The following is a 17,285-nucleotide window of genomic DNA, read 5'->3' as shown; positions in this document are numbered from 1 at the left end:
GTGCGCATGGCGCTGCGATCGTCGCCATTCGCCTCTGATTCGAACGTGCTTTGCCGTCGCCCGACTGCGCTTGCGCAGAGCACACCCGAATCCGACATTCCTAATCCTCACCACACCCCACACGCCGAAGATGCGCGTTCTCACACCTGCCGAAGTGCTGTTTGAGGGCGAAGCGCCGCCCGCTGTGCTGCCTGCCTGCGACCACTACGCGGGAAGCGAAAAGCTGATGCTGAAATCGCTCGCGTTACAGCAGCAACTCGGCCCGGTGTTCGATATCACGCTCGATTGCGAAGACGGCGCGCAGGTCGGCCGGGAGGCCGAGCACGCGGAACTGGTCGCATCGCTGCTGGGCAGCGAGCACGACCGCTTCGGCCGCGTCGGCGTACGCATCCACGACTTCGCTCACGCGCACTGGCGTGACGACGTGCGCCTGATTCTGCGCGCCGCAAAGCGGGCACCCGCCTACATCACGCTGCCGAAAGTCCGCAACGTCCACGATGCCGCCGAAATGATCGCGTTCATCGAGGCGACGCGGCGCGAACTCGGCATCGCGCAACCGGTGCCGGTGCAGTTGCTGGTCGAAACTCACGGCGCGCTCACGCGCGTGTTCGAACTGGCCGCGCTGCCAGGCGTCGAGGCGCTGAGCTTCGGCCTGATGGACTTCGTCTCCGCGCACGACGGCGCGATCCCCGATACCGCGATGCGCTCGCCGGGCCAATTCGATCATCCGCTCGTGCGGCGCGCGAAGCTCGAAATTTCGGCGGCCTGCCATGCGTACGGCAAGGTGCCGTCGCACAACGTCAGCACCGAAGTGCGCGACATGAGCGTGGTCGCGAACGACGCGCAGCGCGCCCGCAATGAATTCGGCTACACGCGCATGTGGAGCATTCATCCGGCGCAGATCGAGGCGATCGTCGCCGCGTTCGCGCCGCGCGACGAAGAAATCGCGACGGCCACCGAAATCCTGCTGGCCGCGCAGTCCGCGCATTGGGGCCCGACACGTCACGGTGATACGCTGCACGACCGCGCAAGCTACCGCTATTACTGGTCGGTGCTGCGCCGCGCGCAGAGCACCGGCCGCGCTATTCCGCAAGAAGCGGCGCCTCTCTTTGCGCAAGTGGGCGCTAACGGACAGTCAGTGGCATAAGCGACGCGTTTTTCAAACGGCGGCAGCGATGAGCCGGCACACAGGAGAAGGCGGAACATGAGCGAGACGACGCAAGCCGCTGACGCAACAGGCGGCAACGAAACGCAAAGCGGCTTCAAACCAAAGAAATCTGTCGCGCTGTCGGGCGTGACCGCGGGCAACACCGCGCTGTGCACGGTCGGCAAGACCGGCAACGATCTGCACTATCGCGGCTACGACATTCTCGACATCGCCGAGGCGTGCGAATTCGAGGAGATCGCTTACCTGCTGGTCCACGGCAAGCTGCCCACGCAGGCCGAACTGACCGCCTACAAAACCAAGCTGAAGTCGATGCGCGGCCTGCCCGCCAACGTGAAGGCCGCGCTCGAATGGATTCCGGCCGCCGCGCATCCGATGGACGTGATGCGCACCGGCGTGTCGGTGCTCGGCACGGTGCTGCCCGAAAAGGACGATCACAACCTGCCCGGCGCGCGCGACATCGCCGACAAGCTGATGGCCTCGCTCGGCTCGATGCTGCTGTACTGGTATCACTACTCGCACAACGGCAAGCGCATCGAGGTCGAAACCGACGACGATTCGATCGGCGGCCATTTCCTGCATCTGCTGCATGGCGTCGAGCCGTCGAAGGCGTGGGTCGATGCGATGCACGTGTCGCTGAACCTGTACGCGGAGCACGAGTTCAATGCGTCGACGTTCACGGGCCGCGTGATCGCGGGCACGGGCTCGGACATGTATTCGGCGATCACCGGCGCGATCGGCGCGCTGCGCGGCCCGAAGCACGGCGGCGCCAACGAAGCAGCGTTCGAAATCCAGTCGCGCTACCAGACACCCGACGAAGCCGAAGCCGACATCCGCCGCCGCGTCGAGAACAAGGAAGTCGTGATCGGCTTCGGCCATCCGGTGTACACGATCTCGGACCCGCGCAACAAGGTCATCAAGGAAGTCGCGAAGAAGCTGTCGAAGGAAGCGGGCAACATGAAGCTGTTCTCGATCGCCGAGCGCCTCGAATCGGTGATGTGGGAAGCGAAGAAGATGTTCCCGAACCTCGACTGGTTCAGCGCGGTGTCTTATCACATGATGGGCGTGCCGACCGCGATGTTCACGCCGCTGTTCGTGATCTCGCGTACGGCCGGCTGGAGCGCGCACATCATCGAGCAGCGCGTCGACAACAAGATCATCCGGCCGAGCGCGAACTACACCGGACCCGAGAATTTAAAGTACGTGCCGCTAAATAGGAGAAAATAGCGGTCGCTGTGCGCTCCACAGCGCGTGCAGTTCAACCCGCGCGGCCGCCGGACCGGTCGTCCGCGCACTGTTTAACTGATTTGATAGAAAGGTTTTCTCCATGAAAAAGCTGATGATCGCCGCCATGATTGGCGCCCTGTCTACGACGATGCTGACCGTCGCGACTGACGCCGCTGCTGCGGACACGGCCACCACCACCACGAAGAAGGCCGTCGCCAAGCGCCCGGAGCCGCGCCGCCTGGTCAAGCGCAAGGCCAATCCGGTGAAGGAAGCGAAGGTCGATCCGATTCCGGAAGGCGCGGAAAAGTGGTCGTGCAAGGACGGTCTGGCTTTCGAAATGAAAGGCGACATGAAGCGTGACCAGATCGTCACCGTTCACTGGGCGAACAAGAACTACAACCTGCCGCGCGAAGCGACCACCACGGGCGCTGACCGCTTCCACGACGCGGCATCCGGTATGGACCTCGTCGTGATCCCGACGAAGGCCATGCTGTTCCAGGACAAGGACAGCTCGCGTCTCGCCGACGAGTGCAAGACGGTCGCGATGGAACAGGGCGCGCCGGCTGCAACGCAATCGAACGCGATCAACAAGACCGGCAACTGATTTTCGCCGCCAGGGAAGCCCCCGATGTCCGCCCCGATCTCCAACGTACGACCCGCCCCGGACGCCGTCCTGGTCGATATCGTCGACTACGTGCTGAATTACCGGATCGACAGGGCGCTCGCGCTGGAAACCGCGCGTCATTGCCTGATCGACACGCTCGGTTGCGGACTCGAGGCGCTTACCTACCCGGCCTGCACCAAGCTGATGGGACCAATCGTGGCAGGCACGATCGTCCCCAACGGCGCGAAGGTGCCGGGCACGTCGTTCCAGCTGGACCCCGTTCAGGCCGCCTTCAACATCGGCGCGATGATCCGCTGGCTCGACTTCAACGACACCTGGCTCGCGGCCGAATGGGGTCATCCGTCCGATAACCTCGGCGGCATTCTCGCGACGGCCGACTGGCTCTCGCGTACCGCCATCGCAGCCGGCAAAGCGCCGCTGACGATGAAAGACGTCTTGATCGCGATGATCAAGGCGCACGAAATTCAAGGCTGCATCGCGCTCGAGAACTCGTTCAACAAGGTCGGGCTCGATCATGTGCTGCTCGTCAAGCTCGCGTCGACCGCGGTGGTCGGCCAGCTGATCGGCCTCACGCGCGAAGAGCTGATCAACGCGGTATCGCAGGCGCTCGTCGATGGGCAGGCGCTGCGCACCTACCGCCATGCGCCGAACACCGGTTCGCGCAAATCGTGGGCCGCCGGCGACGCCACCGCGCGCGCCGTGCGCCTCGCGCTGATCTCGAAGACCGGCGAGATGGGCTATCCGTCGGTGCTCAGCGCGAAAACGTGGGGCTTCTACGACGTGCTGTTCAATGGCAACGCGTTCCGGTTCCAGCGTCCGTACGGCTCGTACGTGATGGAAAACGTGCTGTTCAAGATTTCGTTTCCGGCCGAGTTCCACGCGCAAACCGCCGCGGAAGCCGCGCTCGCGCTGCATGCGCAGCTCTCGCGCCAAGGCCGGCGCGTCGAAGACATTCGCCGCGTGACGATCCGCACGCACGAAGCCGCGATTCGCATCATCGATAAAAAAGGCCCGCTGAACAATCCGGCCGACCGTGATCATTGCATCCAGTACATGATCGCGGTGCCGCTGATTTTCGGCCGTCTGACGGCCGCCGATTACGAAGACTCAGTGGCGCAGGACTCGCGTATCGATGCGTTGCGCGCGAAAATGGAATGCGTAGAAGATCCACAGTTCACGAAGGATTATCACGACCCGGAGAAGCGTTCGATCGCCAATGCACTGACGATCGAATTCAACGACGGGTCGAAGTTCGGGGAAGTCGTAGTCGAATACCCGATCGGTCATAAGCGCCGCCGCGAGGACGGTATTCCGTTGCTGGTCGAGAAGTTCAAGAACAACCTCGCCCGGCGCTTTCCGGTCAAGCAACAACTGGCGATTCTCGACGTATCGCTCGACCAGGCCAAGCTCGAAGCGACGCCGGTCAATGAATACGTCGATCTTTACGTCATCTAGGCTGAGTACTGTAGTTCCGCGATCCAAACCAAGGAAAACACCATGGCCCACAACCTCCACAAAACGCTCAAGGAATTCGACAGCGGTTCCGGCAAAGGCAAGTTCTACTCCCTGCCGCAACTCGGCAAGGCTCTGAACCTCAAAATCGACCGTCTGCCGGTCTCGATCCGTATCGTGCTGGAATCGGTGCTGCGCAACTACGACGGCAAGAAAATCGCCGAAGAACACGTCACGCAACTCGCGAACTGGAAGCCGAACGCGGCGCGCGTCGATGAAATTCCGTTCGTCGTGTCGCGCGTCGTGTTGCAGGACTTCACCGGCGTGCCACTGCTCGCCGACATCGCCGCGATGCGCGGCGTAGCGAAGGCCGTCGGCAAGAATCCGAAGTCGATCGAGCCGCTGGTGCCGGTGGACCTCGTCGTCGACCACTCGGTGCAGGTCGACCACTTCCGCGAGAAGAACGCGCTCGACCTGAACATGAAGCTGGAATTCCAGCGCAACAACGAGCGCTATCAGTTCATGAAGTGGGGCATGCAGGCGTTCGACACGTTCAAGGTCGTGCCGCCGGGCGTCGGCATCGTTCACCAGGTGAACCTCGAATATCTCGCGCGCGGCGTGCACAAGAAGGCCGACGGCGCGGACACCGTGTACTACCCGGACTCGCTGGTCGGCACGGACAGCCACACGACGATGATCAACGGCATCGGCGTGGTGGGCTGGGGCGTGGGCGGTATCGAAGCCGAAGCAGGCATGCTCGGCCAGCCGGTGTACTTCCTGACGCCGGATGTCGTCGGTGTGCACCTGAAGGGCAAGCTGATCGAAGGCGTGACCGCGACCGACCTCGTGCTGACCATCACCGAACTGCTGCGCAAGGAAAAGGTCGTCGGCAAGTTCGTCGAGTTCTTCGGCGAAGGCACGCGCTCGCTGTCGGTGCCGGACCGCGCGACGATCGGCAACATGGCGCCGGAATACGGCGCGACGATGGGCTTCTTCCCGGTCGACGAAAAGACCATCGAGTTCTTCCACGGCACGGGCCGCACGGAAGCGGAAATCTCCGCGTTCGAGAACTACTTCAAGGCGCAGGAGCTGTTCGGCATTCCGGCCGATGGCGACATCGATTACACGAAGGTCGTCACGCTGGATCTCGCCACGGTCGCGCCGTCGTTGGCAGGCCCGAAGCGTCCGCAGGACCGCATCGAGATCGGCCACGTGAAGTCGACCTTCACCGATCTGTTCTCGAAGCCGGTCTCTGAAAACGGTTTCGCGAAAAAGGCCGCCGATCTCGACGCGAAATACACGACGAGCAACGGCGTCGACGTGAAGAACGGCGACGTGCTGATCGCCGCGATCACGTCGTGCACGAACACGTCGAACCCGAGCGTGCTGCTCGCCGCCGGTCTGCTCGCGAAGAAAGCTGTCGAGGCTGGCCTGACGGTTGCTCCGCACATCAAGACGTCGCTGGCTCCGGGATCGCGCATCGTCACCGAGTACCTGACGAAGACCGACCTGCTGAAGTACCTCGACAAGCTCGGCTTCACGCTGGCCGCATACGGCTGCACGACCTGCATCGGCAATGCGGGCGACCTGACGCCGGAACTGAACGAAGCGATCACGAAGAACGACATCGTCGCGGCAGCAGTGCTGTCGGGCAACCGTAACTTCGAAGCGCGTATCCACCCGAACATCCGCGCGAACTTCCTCGCGTCGCCGCCGCTCGTCGTCGCGTACGCGATCGCCGGCAACATCACGCGCGACCTGATGACCGAGCCGGTCGGCAAGGGCAAGGGCGGCAAGGACATCTACCTCGGCGACATCTGGCCGACCAGCGACGAAGTCAACGCGCTGCTGAAGTACGCGATGGATGCCGACGCGTTCCGCAAGAACTACTCGCAGCTCACGAAGAAGGGCGACCTGTGGAGCAAGATCGAGGGCGAAGAAGGTCAGGTTTACGACTGGCCGAAGTCGACCTACATCGCCGAGCCGCCGTTCTTCGGCAAGGACTTCTCGATGACGCCGGCCTCCAGCATCGCGCCGGTCAAGGGCGCGCGCGCTCTGGGCATCTTCGGTGACTCGGTCACGACCGACCACATCAGTCCGGCAGGCTCGATCAAGGAAGACTCGCCGGCAGGCCGCTGGCTGAAGGAAAACGGCGTGCAGAAGGCCGACTTCAACAGCTACGGCTCGCGTCGCGGCAACCACGACGTTATGATGCGCGGCACGTTCGCGAACGTCCGTATCAAGAACCTGATGATCCCGGCAAAGGCGGACGGCACGCGCGTCGAAGGCGGCCTGACGATTCACCAGCCGAGCGGCGAACAGCTGTCGATCTACGACGCGGCGATGAAGTACATCGAAGCCGACACGCCGACCATCGTGTTCGCGGGCGAAGAGTACGGCACGGGTTCGTCGCGCGACTGGGCGGCCAAGGGCACGCAGCTGCTGGGCGTGAAGGCCGTGGTCGCACGCAGCTTCGAGCGGATCCACCGTTCGAACCTCGTCGGCATGGGCGTTCTGCCGCTGCAGTTCAAGGGCTCGGATAGCGTGCAGTCGCTCGGTATCACCGGCGAAGAAACGTACGACATCGAAGGCCTCGGAGACGACTTCAAGCCGCAACAGGAAGTCACGCTCGTGATCCACGGCAAAGACGGCGACAAGCGGGTTCCGGTGCTGCTGCGTATCGACACGCCGATCGAAGTCGACTACTACAAGCACGGCGGGATTCTGCCGTTCGTGCTGCGCTCGCTGCTGGCTGCTTGAGCCTCGCGGCAACGCATGTAGCCTCGCTGTTTTGCAGGGGCTGCGTCCTGTGGAGGGCGCAGCCGACTTTGGAGCCCGACCTCAGGTCGGGCTTTTTTTTTGGTCACGCAGGATGCGAAGGGGACTCGAACCTGATGCGAAGTTCGGCATCACGACAACATGCCGCGCGACAACCTGCCTGGTTTCTTCTTCGTGGGAAATACCTTACATTTTCCTTGAGGCGGCAAACAGTTGAAGTAGTTCGAGTAGCCGCCGAGGGCGTCTTCGATCATGAGAAGACGTGTGTGGGATGCGTCTCACCCCCGGGCGTCAGCGCCGCGCTCGTGCACAGCGCACATATGACGGCCGCACGCCGTCCCCTGGCTGCGGCGCCCCGTGAGACGTGTCCTCCTGATGCAACGCAGGCTGAATGCTCAACTTCACCTTGGAGGGAATGCCTTTGAATACTGACTCTGACCACTGCTATGTAAGCCGCTCGCGTGGCTTCGGTAAGAGCCAGCGAGCATCCCGCAGGACTAAACGGTCCTGATAGACACGTCTGAAGACGTGTGCTGCATGAAACGCGCCGGTACGCAATGTCCGGCGCGTTTGTTTTTCTGGTGCCCAAGTCGACGGGAACGCACCTAGCCGACACGCGGCAGATCGTGGATGGTAAGAGTCGTCATGGCAATGGTCCTTGTGTCCGGATGGGAGTGACCGGACCACTTGCAAGGCTTATGCCATTGACCAGAAAGGTGCTCGGGATACCGCCTCCGCCTTGGGCGAAGGCGATTTCCCACCGCCATGTGTTCGCGCTTGTTCGATACGCCGCGGCAAAATCTGTCGGGTGACAAGCAACAGACCTGATCGCCCGCCACCATCACTTCAAGCCGAAATCGACTCGCGTCGTCGCACCCTTGTCCTTGATATCGTCGGCATTCATCTTCGGCGCGACGATGAACACGCGGCTGCTGTCGATCTTGCCCTCCAGGTACTGTTGCACGCTCTGTGCGCGCTGCTGCGCAAGCTGGCGCAGGCTTGCGTCGTCGATCGGCGCGTTGGCCGCGAGCGCGCTCTTCATGTCGTCGTCCGGCAGCGTCTTCGTCATGCCGATGAAGTTGCGCGGTTTCTTGAAGTCGGAGGACTTGTAGGCCTTGGTCAAATACTTTTCGTAGTCTTTCTGATCGACCGTGACCGTCGACGGATCGACGCTCTCGCCGTTACCCACCGCGTCCTTGATCTTCTGCCGCTTGACCATCTGATCGACGTACCGCGTGCGCAGCGCCGGCTCGTCGACCTTCGGATCGACGCGGCCGATCAGGTCCATGCGGATTGACGGCTTGTCGGTAAGTGCCTTGACGATCGTGTCGAGTTTCTGCTTGTCGGCGTCGGTGAGCGTGGCCGAGCCGGCCTCGAATTCGACGTAGCCGAGGTCCTCGCCATTGCCGCCGAACGCATGCGCGATCAGCGAGAACGGCGCGGTCACCGCCTTCTCGAGCAGATTGAGCACCGCATGCCAGATTAGCCCGCCTATGCTGAACTCGGGGTTCGACAGCGAGCCCGACACCGGCAGGTTCACGTCGATCTCGCCACGCGAGTTCTTCAGCAGCGAGATTGCGAAACGCACCGGCAGCTTGGTCGCGGTGTCGTTGTCGATATGATCGCCGAACGTCAGCTGATCGATGAACAGGTGGTTGTTCGCGTTCAGCTGGTCGTTCGCAAGCTGATAGTGCAGATCGACGTTGAGCTTGCCCTTCGTGATTGGATAGCCCGCGTATTTCGCCGAATACGGCGTCAGGTTCGTCAGCTCGATGTCGTGCGCGGTCGCGGTCAGATCGAGCGCCGGTTTCGCGATCAGCGGATTGACGGTGCCGCGAATCGTCAGCGGACCGTTGGCCGCGAGTTTCGCGGCGACATCGACCGGTGCGGGCGTGGTCGTTTCCGTACCGAACGCGCCGATGGTGCCCTGAATGTCGACGAGGTTCGCCGTGTAGTTCGGCTTGACGAAGTTGTCGGTGTAGGTCACGCGGCCCTGTTGCAACACCAGTTGCCCGAAGTGCATCTTGAGCGGATTTTGTGGCGGCGTCGCGGCCGTGGCGGTGGCCGCAGGCGTGGTGGTTGCCTTGCCCGGCGCCGCAGCCGATGCTGCCGCGACCGCCGCCGGCGCCGACGCCGCGACCGCTTCGGACACCGCCTCGGGCGTCAGCGGAATCGGGTGCGAGCTGCTCTTGCTGCGCGTCAGCGACTGCGTCGTACCGCCCTCGTGCGCGACCACATCCTTCAAGTTCAGCTTGCCTTGCGCGTCGAGCAGCACGCGGCCATAGAACTTGGAGAACGTCACACGCCCCGCGTCGACCGCGGTCCCCCCGTGCTCGTCGTAATCGGCCTTCAGGTTCGTCAGCGCAAGCGAGCCCCAGCCCGCGAACGGGTCGGAGGTCGCCTTGTCGATCATGCGCACGGCGACGAGCGCCATGTCGCCGCGAAAGTTCGCCTTCAGCGACTTCGCCTGGCTGACCGAGAGATCGCCGTTCGCATTCAGCAGCGCGCTAGCGAGCGACGCGTTCAGCTTGCTGCCGAAGTACGGCTCGAACGCGGCCGCGTCGAGCTGATTCGCGTTGACCTTGACGGCCAGCTTGAGCGGCGTCGCCGTGACGTCGCCCTTTACGCCGAGCGTGCCCTTTCTGTTCAACGTCGCCTGCAGATCGACGGGCAGCGGTCGGCTCAGGTCGTCGCTGATCTGCTGCACCTTCAACTGCACCGGCGTGAAGCTCAGTTTGACCGGCTGTGCCGTCATGTTGTCGGTGAACTCGGCGGTCGCGTCTTTGAGCGTCAATTCGCCGATCTTGTAGCGCCATGCGGGGCCCTCGGCCTGCGCTTTTTTCGCCGCGTGAATCGCCGTGCGCTCCGTCGCCTGTTGATGCGACCCCGCGAGCGCGTTCAGATTGACGGTGCCGTCCTGCAGGCGCTGCGCGTCGACCGCGAGGCCGGTTGCGTCGACGCTCGTCACGTCGGCCGTGCGCGCCGCGACGTCGACCTGCTTGACCACCACGTTGCCCTGCGCGAGCGAGATCACCGGCGTCTTGTCGCCGCGCGCCGCGAGCTTCACCTTCTGCATGTCCAGCTTCGTGTCCGCAACCGTCAGCGCCATGGGCGACTTCGACCAGTTCGTGTCGATATTCGTCGTCGCGGACAACGCACCATCGAGCACCTGCGCGGACGTCGCGGTGTCGAGATACGGCTGCAGCGGCGGCAGCTTCAGCGACTTCAGATCGAGCTTCGCGCTCGCCGTCTTCGCTGCGAGGCCGACCGTGCCGTCGGCGGCGAGCGAACCGCCGCCGTCCTTCAGGTTCGTGTTCAGCGTGTAATGGGCGGGCGCCGACGCGAGCGTCGAGAAATCGGTCAGCGTGACCGCGAGATTTTGCAGACCGGCTTCGACCGGACGGGACGCGGCCTCGTCGTGTACGTTGACGGTGCCATCGTTGAGTGTGAAACGTTTGATCGCGACGTCGAACGGCGGGGCCGCTTTTTCGGCGGCGGCGGTTTTGGGCTTGGCATTCGTGTCCGCGGTTTCCTTTGCCGCCGGTTTTCCGGGCGCGGGCGCAAACATATGCTCGACGCTCAATACACCGTCCTTGTCGCGCGCGACGCTCGCGCTCGGCGCATCGATGCGGATATCGTCGAAGTGATAGACGCTCTTCAACGGCTCGAGCGATGCCGCCGCTACATGCACCGCGCGCGCGGCGAAAAACGGCGCCTTGCCCTGATCCTGGACGTCCACGTCGTGCAGGTCGACGGTGCCGGTCACGCGCAGCGACGGCGTGTCGTTCGCCATCACGAAGTTCAGCTTCAGGTCAGTGGACAGCTTGCCCGACTGCACGATCACCGGCAGCTTCGATGGCGCGTAGGACACCAGCTTCGGCACGTCGAGATCGTCGAAGCGCAGCGACACTTCCGACTCGCGCGACGCCGCGAACGGCTTGGTCCTGCCGTCGATCGCGAGCTGACTGTCGCCGTCGATGCGCGCACGCAGCAGCGGCTCGACAAAGATATCGGTCTTCGACGGCAGCGTCGCGATGAACGGAATGCCGAGCTTCCATTCATCGATCACGTGGCTCGTGCCGAGCACGCGGTCGTCGAACTTGACCTGGCCGTTTTCGACGCGAATGTTGGAGACGGAGAACTGCGTCGGTTTGCTGTTCGGTTTTGCCGGCTGGTTCGCGAACTTCTCGATCAGGTCGCTGAAATTGAAGTGCTGCGCATCGAGGCGAACGAGATGAAAGCGCGGCGAATCGACCTGCACTTCGTCGACGATCGGCGCGCCGCGAAACAGCGAACTCCACGACGGCTTCACGATGAGCCGCGAAATATCGACGAAGTCGCCCGCGCCGCCGCGCTCGCCGATATGCACGTTGTCGGCCTCGAAACGCAGGGTGTACGGATTGAGTGCAACGCGGCCGATCGACGCCGGCCGGTCGAGCTGCTTGCTCAGTTGCTGGCTCGCGATATGGCGAATCAGCGGCGGCGCCGCGAAAAAGCCGAGCAGGCCGATCACGACGACGAAGATCAACAGACCAACGAGAATTCGCCGCGTACGGTGCGACTGCGCGACTGCGCGCACAGTCTGAATGGAGGAGGCTAACGATGCTTTATTGAGGCTTGCCATGCTCGATGTGGAGGAATGCGGCGGCAAGCCCGCCGCGAAAAACACAAATCCCGCATGCGGCAGTATAAGTCTTGAATCAATGGTTAGACAGGAATGTCAGGCCCACCTTGACGATTCGTGCTGCTGACCGACCGGTTTTCTCGCGAAGAAAATTATCGCGAGCGTTAGATAACGACACCGGACGGCGCGCGGTTTGCCCGCGCGCCGTTCACGTCATTGCCGCACGACCGGCGGCGGCTGCCAGCTGCCGTCGGTGGCTTGCGGCTTCGGCGCATACAGGCGCAGCACCAGTTGCATGTCCGCGCGCGGTGCGGGCAGCCAGTTGCCGGTGCGGCTGCGCGTCGACGACACGAACACGTCGAGCGAACCGTCGCGATTGCGGCGCGCGCCATTGCGATCGCCAACCGCGAGCCGCGCCGGCGCGTTCTCGCTCAGCGCGCCATCCTTCGTGTACGCGGTGATGGTCCAGAATCCGCGCACCGGCGGCAACTGGTTCGCCGCGAAGTGGATCACGTAGCGATTCGCGCCGTTCAGCGTGTTGCCGTCGCTGTCCTGCGTGACGACCGCGCGTACTTCGTCATCCTTCGTACCGATTCCCAACTGCGCGCTCGCCGCATACGCGCGCAATGCGTAGTCGGGACCATAATTGCCGACGCCGTCGCCGAGCCAGCTCCAGCCGTTCGCGCTCAGCAGATTCGACGGCGGCGTCGCGACGCGCTCGCGACCATCGGCGAGACCGGCCGCGAGCACAGCGGATGACTTCGGCAGCTTCACGGGATCGCCGGGCGTCACGCCGAGGTCGGAGAGGAATTTGAGCGCATGCGGATCGGCCGGTGTCGGCGGATTGTCAGGCAACGCGTCGGCAAGACGGCCGAAGAAGCCGCTCGCATCGAGCGCGGCGACCTGCTGCGCCGGCGTGCCGCTCGGGCCCGCGACGCCGCTTGCGTAACCGCGCGGCGGCACCGCCGGCTCGGCGTCGCCGACGAACACGCTCAGCGGCTCCAGACGGATCGCGCGCTGCAGCTTGCGCACCGCGTTCAGATCGCGCGCGCCGCTCGACTGGATGCGCACGCTGATCCAGGCGTTGCGGGTCGGCACTTCGACGCGCGTCGCGCCCTTCGGCAGCTCGCCCTTCCAGCCCGGTGCGACGAACGCGATCGTCTGCGCGCGCAGGCCCTTCGCCGTGCCCGTGCCCGCAGCGAACTGCGGTCCGGTCGACCACGCGACGTTGGTCCACATGTCGAGCACGCGTGCATCGACGTAACGGCCATGCGAATCAGGTAGCGCCAGGATCACCGGCTCGGCTGCAAGGTCGAGCCAGCCGGTCGAGTCGAGCGTGTCGATGCTCGGCTGCGGCGGGTTGGTCGCGCCGATCGGCGGCAGCGCCTGCGCGTGGCGCAGCGTGTTGAACGGAGCCTGGCCCGGCTCGGTGCCGACCGCCGCATCGCGCGCGGCGCTCATCAGCACGAGCGGATAGCCGAATACGTACGAGTCGGCGACTTCGTCCTTCACCCAGCCGTTGCTTTGTTGCGTCGCGGTGGGGGTCGACGCGCAGCTGGCCAGCAGTGCGATACCCGCGAGCGACATGCAGGTTCGTTGCAGCAAAAACAGTTCTCGGAGATTTTTTATCATTCGTTCAGGGTGCGGAGCATGCAGTCCTATAGGAGATGCCGGTGTGCAGCGCCACGTGCATGCGCGGTTCTCCCGAAACACTGCGCAGCGAGTCCGCGGATTGCGATTCCGACAACCTCGCGTTGTATCGTATCCTTCCTAGCCAGGCAAGCACAAAGCAGCGTCGTTGCCACATTATGTTCCCGCGCCAACGGCTCGCGCGAGCGCGCGATGCTTTTTGATTCGCGAATCCGTCGATCCGCCTTCTTGCCGATTCGCCCTCACTCTGTCGTCGTCCTGCATTCGGAGCGTTTCAATGTACATGCCCGCCCATTTCGAAGAGAACCGTCCAGAGGTTCTTCACCGCCTGATCGCCGAGCACTCTTTCGGCGCGCTGATTACGCACGGCCCCAATGGGCTCGACGCGAATCATTTGCCGTTCGAGGCGCAGGCGGACGCGGCGGATTCGTCACGTCTGGTGCTGCGCGCGCACGTCGCGCGGACGAACCCGGTCTGGCAGGAAGCCGCGACTCACCCCGAAGCGCTCGTGATCTTCCAGGGGCCGACCGCCTATATTTCGCCGAGCTGGTACCCGAGCAAACACGAAACGCACAAGCAGGTGCCGACCTACAACTATATGGTCGTGCATGCTCATGGCAGGATTGTGGTGCATGACGATGAATCGTTCGTGCGCGGCCTCGTCGCGCGACTCACGCGCAAGATGGAAGCCGGCGAGCCGGTGCCGTGGAAGATGGGCGACGCGCCGGCCGACTTCATCGCGCAGATGCTCGGCGCGATCGTCGGTATCGAGATCGAGGTGACGCGGCTCGTCGGCAAATGGAAGCTCGGCCAGAACAAGGCGGCCGAAGACCGGCGCGGCGCGGCGCAAACGCTGCTCGCGCGCGACGGCGATCAACAGAAAGCGGTGGGACAGGCGATGCTCGATGCGCCGCCGGCGTTTTGACGGCGGGCGCATAATCCGGCCTTGACCTTCCCGTCATGGGAAGGTCGATACTGGCTTCACCATGCGGCCCAATGCCGCCACGAGCCTTGCCTGCCATGACCGGACTTGCCAACCCGCAGCGCCCCGCCGACGCTGCCGCTTCCCCTTCCCCTTCACTCACGCGCGTCGTCGAACTCGACATCGGCGGGATGACTTGCGCGTCGTGCGCGAGCCGCGTCGAAAAAGCGCTGACCAGGCTGCCGGGGGTGGCGCGCGCATCGGTGAATCTCGCGACCGAGCGCGCCCGCGTGGAAAGCGACGCGACGCTCGCGCCTCAGCAACTGGCCGACGCCGTGCGCAAGGCCGGATACGAAGCGACACCGGTCGCCAACGCCGATGTCGCCGAACAGACAATCGCGACGCTTGCCGCGACACCCGCCGACACGCCGCCGACCACTGAACTGGAGATCGGCGGCATGACCTGCGCAGCCTGTGCGTTGCGCGTCGAAAAGGCGCTCGCGAAGGTGCCTGGCGTCGCGCGCGCGTCGGTCAATCTGGCGACCGAAACTGCCACCGTTCATCCGCAAGGCACCGCATCCGCCGATGCCGCCGCGCTGGTCGCCGCCGTTAGAAAGGCCGGCTACGAAGCGACGCTGAACGCGCCGCCCGCTGCTGTCGCTCCGGCCGAGACAATGGCGGCGACGGCGGCGACGGCCGCCTCGACTGGCGCCGTCAGCGACATCCTCGACAAGACGCCTGCCCCGGCCGTCGACCGCAAGCAGGTTCAAATTCGCCGCGACCTCGCGAGCGTCGGCGCGTGCGCGCTGCTGACGCTGCCGCTCGTCGCGCCGATGTTCGGCGAATGGTTCGGCCTGCACGCGATGCTGCCGGCGTGGCCGCAGTTCGTGCTCGCGTCGATCGTGCAGTTCGTGTTCGGCGCGCGCTTCTATCGCGCCGCCTGGCGCGCGGTGCGCGCCGGCGCGGGCAACATGGATCTGCTGGTCGCGCTCGGCACATCGGCGGCGTACGGCATCAGCGTCTACGAACTCGCGGTGCATCCGGGCGACACGATGCATCTGTACTTCGAGGCATCGGCAGTCGTGATCACGCTGGTGCGCTTCGGCAAATGGCTCGAGGCGCGCGCGAAGCGCCAGACCACCGACGCGATCCGCGCGCTCAACGCGCTGCGCCCCGAGCGCGCGCGCATCCGCGACGGCGCGGGCGAGCGCGAGGTGCCGCTCGCGCAGGTGCGGGTCGGCAGCATCGTGATCGTGCGGCCGGGCGAGCGCGTGCCGGTCGACGGCGCGGTCCTCGAAGGCCGCACGCATATCGACGAAGCGCTGATCACCGGCGAAAGCCTGCCGGTGCCGAAGCAGACCGGCGACGCCGTCACGGCCGGCTCGATCAACGGCGAAGGCGCGCTCGTGGTGACGACCACCGCGATCGGCGCGGAGACGACGCTCGCGCGCATCATCCGGCTCGTCGAAAGCGCGCAGGCCGAGAAGGCGCCGATTCAGCGGCTGGTTGACCGCGTCAGCGAAATCTTCGTGCCGGCCATTCTCGCGCTCGCCGCTCTGACGCTGATCGGCTGGCTGCTTGCCGGCGCGGGCGCGGAAACCGCGATCCTGAACGCGGTCGCGGTGCTGGTGATCGCCTGCCCGTGCGCGCTCGGACTCGCGACACCCGCCGCGATCATGGCCGGCACCGGCGTCGCCGCGCGCCACGGCGTGCTGATCAAGGACGCGGAAGCGCTCGAAGTCGCGCATCGCGTGTCGATCGTCGCGTTCGATAAAACCGGCACGCTGACGCTCGGCCAGCCATCGGTGACGGCGTTCGAGCCGGTCGGCGGCGTGAGCCGCGACGAAGCGCTCGTGCTCGCGGCGGCGGTGCAGCGGCATAGCGATCATCCGCTGGCGCGGGCGGTGGTGCGCGCGTCCGAGGCTCAACTCGGGCAAATCGCTGGCGAAGCCGGCGGGCCAAGCGCCACCGCCGCTCGCGCAGTCGCCGGCCGGGGCGTCGAAGCCGACGTCGACGGCCGCACCCTCGCGCTCGGCAGCACGCGCTGGCTGCATGAGCTCGATATCGCGCTGCCGCCCGCGCTCAACGCACGCGCGCAGGAACTCGAAGCGGCGGGCAACACGGTGTCGTGGCTGATGACGCGCGCGCCCGACTCGCCCGAAGCGCTCGCGCTGATCGCGTTCGGCGACACGGTGAAGCCGACCGCGCGCGCGGCCGTCGCGCGGCTCGCGCAAATGGGCATCCGCAGCGTGCTCGTGACCGGCGATAACCACGGCAGCGCGGCGAGCGTCGCGCGGGCGCTCGGCATCGACGAATTCCACGCCGAGGTGCTGCCCAACGACAAGGCCCGCGTGATCCGCGACCTGAAGATGCGCCACGCCGGCATCGTCGCGATGGCGGGCGACGGCATCAACGACGCGCCCGCACTCGCCGCCGCCGACATCGGCATCGCGATGGCAACCGGCACCGACGTCGCCATGCACGCCGCCGGCGTCACGCTGATGCGCGGCGACCCGGCGCTGGTCGCCGATGCGATCGACATCTCGCGCAGAACCTGGCGCAAGATCCAGCAGAACCTGTTCTGGGCATTCGTGTACAACCTGATCGGCATTCCGCTGGCCGCGTTCGGCTTGCTCAATCCGATGCTCGCGGGCGCGGCGATGGCGTTTTCGAGCGTCAGCGTCGTCACCAATGCGCTGCTGTTGCGGACTTGGCGCACAGCGCCCGGTCGCACCGTCGCTTAGGCGCGCCAAGCAGCATAGGAACACCCTTCCGGGCTTCCGTCTCGTCCTTTTGGGGGGCCCATTGCGGCCCCTTTCAGCCTGTTACGGCCGCCTTTCAT

The 17,285-nt window shown here is 64.8% G+C and carries 9 protein-coding genes; 7 read left to right on the top strand and 2 right to left on the bottom strand.

From position 1 onward, the window contains the following. Positions 1–130 precede the first annotated feature (130 nt). The 5 genes from G5S42_RS13350 (at position 131) to acnA (ending at position 7,229) form a co-directional block, all read left to right on the top strand. A complete protein-coding gene (locus tag G5S42_RS13350) occupies positions 131–1,147 on the top strand; it encodes an HpcH/HpaI aldolase/citrate lyase family protein (RefSeq protein WP_176107164.1) in 1,017 nt (338 codons plus the stop codon). 57 nt (positions 1,148–1,204) lie between these two features. Further along, positions 1,205–2,392: a bifunctional 2-methylcitrate synthase/citrate synthase gene (gene prpC, locus G5S42_RS13345; RefSeq protein ID WP_176107163.1), complete on the top strand. Its 1,188-nt coding sequence runs from the start codon at positions 1,205–1,207 to the stop codon at positions 2,390–2,392. A gap of 100 nt (positions 2,393–2,492) precedes the next feature. Then, on the top strand, positions 2,493–2,996 hold the full coding sequence (locus G5S42_RS13340; protein ID WP_176107162.1) for a hypothetical protein: 504 nt from the start codon (positions 2,493–2,495) through the stop codon (positions 2,994–2,996). A 24-nt stretch (positions 2,997–3,020) separates the two neighbouring features. Continuing rightward, on the top strand, positions 3,021–4,472 hold the full coding sequence (locus G5S42_RS13335) for a bifunctional 2-methylcitrate dehydratase/aconitate hydratase (protein WP_176107161.1): 1,452 nt from the start codon (positions 3,021–3,023) through the stop codon (positions 4,470–4,472). A 42-nt stretch (positions 4,473–4,514) separates the two neighbouring features. Next, complete coding sequence (gene acnA / locus G5S42_RS13330) at positions 4,515–7,229, top strand: aconitate hydratase AcnA (RefSeq protein ID WP_176107160.1); 2,715 nt, start codon at positions 4,515–4,517, stop codon at positions 7,227–7,229. Between the two features lie 859 nt (positions 7,230–8,088). Here the strand turns inward: acnA and G5S42_RS13325 are convergent. Both G5S42_RS13325 and G5S42_RS13320 read right to left on the bottom strand, forming a co-directional pair. Continuing rightward, positions 8,089–11,871 (bottom strand): DUF748 domain-containing protein, encoded by a 3,783-nt coding sequence (locus G5S42_RS13325; protein ID WP_176107159.1) that lies wholly within the window; start codon positions 11,869–11,871, stop codon positions 8,089–8,091. Between the two features lie 213 nt (positions 11,872–12,084). Continuing rightward, positions 12,085–13,503 carry a DUF1254 domain-containing protein gene (locus G5S42_RS13320; RefSeq protein WP_176107158.1) on the bottom strand — a complete coding sequence of 473 codons (1,419 nt, stop codon included), beginning with the start codon at positions 13,501–13,503 and terminating at the stop codon, positions 12,085–12,087. A gap of 295 nt (positions 13,504–13,798) precedes the next feature. Between G5S42_RS13320 and G5S42_RS13315 the strand changes: the two genes are divergently transcribed. Both G5S42_RS13315 and G5S42_RS13310 read left to right on the top strand, forming a co-directional pair. Continuing rightward, positions 13,799–14,446 carry an FMN-binding negative transcriptional regulator gene (locus G5S42_RS13315; protein WP_176107157.1) on the top strand — a complete coding sequence of 216 codons (648 nt, stop codon included), beginning with the start codon at positions 13,799–13,801 and terminating at the stop codon, positions 14,444–14,446. A 95-nt stretch (positions 14,447–14,541) separates the two neighbouring features. Beyond that, positions 14,542–17,187 carry a heavy metal translocating P-type ATPase gene (locus tag G5S42_RS13310; protein WP_176107156.1) on the top strand — a complete coding sequence of 882 codons (2,646 nt, stop codon included), beginning with the start codon at positions 14,542–14,544 and terminating at the stop codon, positions 17,185–17,187. The last annotated feature ends 98 nt before the right edge of the window (positions 17,188–17,285 follow it).

It is taken from the genome of Paraburkholderia youngii (assembly GCF_013366925.1).
Classification (GTDB): domain Bacteria; phylum Pseudomonadota; class Gammaproteobacteria; order Burkholderiales; family Burkholderiaceae; genus Paraburkholderia; species Paraburkholderia youngii.
Note: the sequence above shows the minus strand (reverse complement) of the source record. Positions and strands in the feature narration are given on the sequence as shown.

Excerpts from the sequence above, each read along its gene's own strand:
- G5S42_RS13340 (WP_176107162.1), top strand. The coding sequence starts at position 2,493 with ATGAAAAAGCTGATGATCGCCGCCATGATTGGCGCCCTGTCTACGACG.
- G5S42_RS13350 (WP_176107164.1), top strand. The coding sequence starts at position 131 with ATGCGCGTTCTCACACCTGCCGAAGTGCTGTTTGAGGGCGAAGCGCCG.
- G5S42_RS13335 (WP_176107161.1), top strand. The coding sequence starts at position 3,021 with ATGTCCGCCCCGATCTCCAACGTACGACCCGCCCCGGACGCCGTCCTG.
- prpC (WP_176107163.1), top strand. The coding sequence starts at position 1,205 with ATGAGCGAGACGACGCAAGCCGCTGACGCAACAGGCGGCAACGAAACG.
- G5S42_RS13320 (WP_176107158.1), bottom strand. The coding sequence starts at position 13,503 with ATGATAAAAAATCTCCGAGAACTGTTTTTGCTGCAACGAACCTGCATG.
- acnA (WP_176107160.1), top strand. The coding sequence starts at position 4,515 with ATGGCCCACAACCTCCACAAAACGCTCAAGGAATTCGACAGCGGTTCC.
- G5S42_RS13310 (WP_176107156.1), top strand. The coding sequence starts at position 14,542 with ATGACCGGACTTGCCAACCCGCAGCGCCCCGCCGACGCTGCCGCTTCC.
- G5S42_RS13325 (WP_176107159.1), bottom strand. The coding sequence starts at position 11,871 with ATGGCAAGCCTCAATAAAGCATCGTTAGCCTCCTCCATTCAGACTGTG.
- G5S42_RS13315 (WP_176107157.1), top strand. The coding sequence starts at position 13,799 with ATGTACATGCCCGCCCATTTCGAAGAGAACCGTCCAGAGGTTCTTCAC.